This window comes from Lentzea aerocolonigenes, assembly GCF_000955955.1.
In the GTDB taxonomy this organism is placed as follows: domain Bacteria; phylum Actinomycetota; class Actinomycetes; order Mycobacteriales; family Pseudonocardiaceae; genus Lentzea; species Lentzea aerocolonigenes_A.
The window spans coordinates 1-4,706 of the sequence record NZ_JYJG01000565.1; the positions used below are offsets into that span (position 1 = coordinate 1).

At 70.9% G+C, this 4,706-nt stretch carries 1 protein-coding gene; it reads left to right on the forward strand.

Features of this window, described 5'->3' with window-relative positions:
* Positions 1 to 63 precede the first annotated feature (63 nt).
* Positions 64 to 4,706 (forward strand): type I polyketide synthase (locus UK23_RS47030; RefSeq protein WP_231115002.1); only part of this gene is annotated, 4,643 nt, incomplete at its 3' end.

Here is a 4,706-nt window from a genome sequence, read left to right on the forward strand (position 1 = left end):
ATTGGGATGGGGGGTGGCTCCCCCCAGGGGGCCCGCGAATCGGGATCGATCCAGGTCAGCGGCGTGCCGTGGCTCGTGTCGGCGAAGACCGAGGCGGCGCTGGACGGGCAGATCGCGCGGCTCGGCGGCGTCACGGCGGATGCGAGGGACGTCGGGTGCTCGCTGGCCGCGCGCACGCTGTTCGACCACCGCGCGGTGCTCCTCGACGGTGCCGAGATCGCGCGCGGAACGGCCACCGAGAAGCAGCTGGCGATGCTGTTCACCGGCCAGGGCTCGCAGCGCCCCGGCATGGGTCGCGAGCTGTACGAGGCGTTCCCGGCGTTCCGCGAGGCGTTCGACGAGGTCGCGCAACACCTGGACGTGAACGCGTGGGGTGCCGACGCCGACGCGTTGAACCAGACCGGCACCGCGCAGCCCGCGATCTTCGCGCTCCAGGTCGCCCTCTACCGCCTGGTCGAGTCGTTCGGCGTCAAGGCCGACCACCTCGCCGGCCACTCCATCGGCGAGATCGCCGCCGCGCACATCGCCGGGGTGTTCGACCTCGAAGACGCAGCCAAGCTCGTCAACGCACGCGCGCGACTCATGCAGGCGTTGCCCACCGGCGGCGTGATGATCGCGCTCCAAGCCACCGAAGCCGAGGTCACCCCGCACCTCACCGCGGGCGTCTCGATCGCCGCGATCAACGGACCCGACGCCCTCGTCATCGCGGGCGTCGAGGAGGAAACCCGCGCGATCGTCGCGCGGTTCGAGGGGCGCAAATCCAAGCAACTCCAGGTCAGCCACGCGTTCCACTCGCCGCTGATGGACCCGGTGCTCGACGACTTCCGTGCCGCCATCAGCGGCCTCACCTTCACCCCACCGACGATTCCCGGCCTGGGCGACGTCGCGAACGCCGAGTACTGGGTCCGCCACGTCCGCGACACGGTCCGCTTCCACGACGCCGTGACGGCCCTGGGCGACAAGAGGTTCCTGGAGATCGGCCCGGACGGCGTGCTGTCGGCGCTGGTCGACGGTATCCCGGCGCTGCGCAAGGACCGTCCTGAGCCCCAGGCCCTGATCACCGCGCTCGCCCGCCTGCACGTCGAAGGCACCACTGTCGACTGGACGCCGTTCCACGACGGTGGCCAGAGGGTGCCGCTGCCGACTTATGCGTTCCAGCGGCAGCGTTTCTGGCCGTCGACCGCGAAGAACGCCGACGCGTCCGGTCTCGGTCTCACGGCCGTCAGCCACCCGCTCCTCGGCGCGGCCGTCGAGCTCGCCGACGGACAGGGTGTGCTGTTCACCAGCAGGCTGTCGGTCGCGACCCGGCCGTGGCTCGCGGACCACGTCGTCGGCGGCAGGATCCTGTTCCCCGGTACGGCTTTCGTCGAACTCGCGTTGCGCGCGGGCGACGAGCTCAGCCTCGACCGCCTCGACGAGCTGACGCTGTCGGCGCCGCTCGTCCTCGGCGACCCGGTGCAGATCCAGGTCGCGGTCGGCGCGCTCGACGGGACCGGGCGCCGTTCGATCGCGGTCTACTCACGCCTCGACCCCGACACGCCGTGGCTCGAGCACTGCACCGGCTTCCTCTCGTCCGGCACCGCCTCGACCTTCGACGCCACGACCTGGCCGCCCGCCGGAGCGGAAGCGGTTGCGCTGGAAGGGTTCTACGAGCGGTTCGCGGACAACGGATTCGCGTACGGGCCGTCGTTCCAGGGCTTGCGCGCGGCCTGGAAGCTCGGCGACGACGTCTACGCCGAGGTGGCTGTCGACGACGAGAACGACCGCTACGGCCTGCACCCGGCGTTGCTGGACGCCGCCCTGCACGCCGCGGACCTCACCGCGTCCAACGGTGGCATGCCTTTCGCCTGGGAGGGTGTGTCGCTGCACGCGAACGGTGCGTCCGCGCTGCGTGTGCGCATCCGTCCGCAGGGCGAGTCGTTCTCCGTCGTGGCAACGGATCCCAACGGCACTCCGGTCGTGTCGGTCGACTCTCTCGTCACCCGCCCGATCGCGGCCGGCTCCGGAATCGCGCGCGAGGCGTTGTTCCACGTCGACTGGACGCCGGTCGCGCTGCCCACCGAGACCGCCGAGGTCGAGGTCGAGCACGTCGTTTCCCAAGGCTCCCCAGTCGAATCCGCGCACGCCCTGACGTCGCAGGTCCTCGCACGCCTGCAGCAGTGGATCGCGGACGAGCGCCAGGACCGTCTCGCGTTCGTCACGCGTCCCGGCGACCTGGGTGCGGCCGCGGTGTGGGGACTCGTGCGGTCGGCGCAGACCGAGCACCCCGGCCGTTTCGTGCTGGTCGAGTCGGATGCCGACGTGCCGGCGCAGGTCTTCGCCCTGGATGAGCCGCAGATCCGTTGGCGTGACGGCGAAGCGTTCGTGCCGCGCCTGGCTCGCATGGCTCCTGCTGATCGCTTCTCCTGGCAGGGCAAGGTACTCATCACCGGCACCGGCGGCCTCGGATTGGTGATCGCCCGTCATTTGGTGACGTCGCACGGCGTCCGTGACCTGCTGCTCGTCTCGCGGCGTGGCGAGGCCGACGTCGCGGAGCTGGAGGCAATGGGCACTAACGTGATCGTCGAGGCGTGCGACGTCTCCGATCGCGCAGCCGTCGCAGATCTCCTGGCACGCCACGAGGTTCGCGCTGTCGTCCACACCGCGGGCGTTCTCGACGACGGCATGGTCGAGTCGCTGACGCCCGACCGCGTCGACACCGTGTTGCGCCCCAAGGTCGACGCAGCCTGGCACCTCCACGAGCTGACCGCGGACCTCGACGCGTTCGTGGTGTTCTCGTCCGTCGCGGGCACGATCGGCACCGCCGGCCAGGGCAACTACGCCGCCGCGAACGCGTTCCTCGACGCTCTCGTGGAACACCGCCGTGCTGCGGGCCTTGCCGGCACATCGCTGGCGTGGGGCCCGTGGATCGCGGGCATGCTGTCCGGTGCCGACGCGGAACGCCTGGCGCGCACCGGAATTCCCGGCCTCACCGTCGAGCAGGGCGTCGAGCTCTTCGACGCGGCTGCCGGAAACGCCGTGCCGGTGCGCCTCGACCTGGCGGTGCTGCGCAGCCGTGGTGACATCCCGCCGATGCTGCGCGGCCTGATCAAGACCCGCACGCGCCGGGTGGCCGCCGGTTCCGCCTCCGCCGCCTCGCTGACCAGCCGCCTCGCTGGACTCGATGAGACCGGTCGGCTGGAAGCGTTGCTGGACCTCGTGCGCGGCCAGGTGGCGACGGTCCTCGGCCACGCGGGCACCGGCGAGATCGACCCGGGCCGCGCGTTCCAGTCACTCGGCTTCGACTCGCTGACCGCAGTCGAGCTCCGCAACCAGCTGACCGCCGTCACGGGCCTGCGGCTGCCCGCCACCCTGATCTTCGACTACCCCAACGCGGGCGTGCTGGCCTCGTATCTGCGCGATGAGCTCTTCGGCTCCGACACGGTCGTGCCTGAGGCCTCGGCTTCCGCGGTTGCCGACGATCCGATCGTGATCGTCGGCATGGCCTGCCGCTATCCCGGAGGCGTGTCGTCGCCGGAAGACCTGTGGCGCCTGGTGGTCGACGGTGTCGACGCCGTGACGGACTTCCCGTCCAACCGAGGCTGGGACGTCGACGCGCTCTACCACCCGGACCCCGACCACATCGGCACCTCCTACACGCGTTCCGGCGGCTTCCTGCACGACGCCCCGCTGTTCGACCCGGCGTTCTTCGGCATGTCACCGCGTGAAGCTCTTTCCACCGACTCGCAGCAGCGTTTGCTGCTGGAAACCGCCTGGGAGTCCCTGGAGCGAGCGGGCATCGACCCGGTTTCCTTGCGTGGCAGTGCGACGGGCGTGTTCGCCGGCGTCATGTACACCGACTACTCGGTCGTGATCAGCGGCAGCGAGTTCGAGGGCTACCAGAGCATGGGCAGCGCCGGCACGTTCGCGTCCGGCCGCGTCTCCTACACCTTCGGCTTCGAGGGCCCGGCCGTCACCGTCGACACCGCGTGCTCTTCTTCGCTTGTCGCCCTGCACCTCGCCTCCCAAGCCCTGCGCAACGGCGAATGCTCCCTGGCCCTGGCCGGCGGTGTGACCGTGATGTCCACCCCGTCCACGTTCGTCGAGTTCTCCCGCCAGCGCGGTCTCTCCGCGGACGGCCGCTGCAAGTCGTTCTCCGACACGGCGGACGGCGTGGGCTGGGGCGAGGGCGCCGGCCTGCTGGTGCTCGAACGCCAGTCCGACGCCCTCCGCAACGGCCACACCGTTCTGGCCGTCGTGCGCGGTTCCGCGATCAACCAGGACGGCGCCTCCAACGGCCTCACCGCCCCGAACGGCCCGTCCCAGCAACGCGTGATCCGCTCGGCGCTCGCCTCCGCTGGACTGTCCACTTCGGACGTGGACGTCGTCGAAGCCCACGGCACCGGCACGACTCTGGGCGACCCGATCGAGGCCCAGGCGTTGCTGGCCACCTACGGTCAGGACCGCTCCGAGCCCCTCCTGCTGGGCTCCATCAAGTCGAACATCGGCCACTCCCAAGCCGCCGCGGGCGTCGCCGGGGTGATCAAGATGGTCCACGCCATGCGGCACGGCCTGGTCCCCGCCACACTCCACGCCGACGAGCCCTCCACCCACGTGGACTGGGAAGCGGGCGGCATCACCCTCGTCACCTCGGCCACCTCCTGGCCGTCCGTGTCCCGCCCGCGCCGCGCGGGCGTGTCGTCCTTCGGCGTCTCGGGCACCAACGC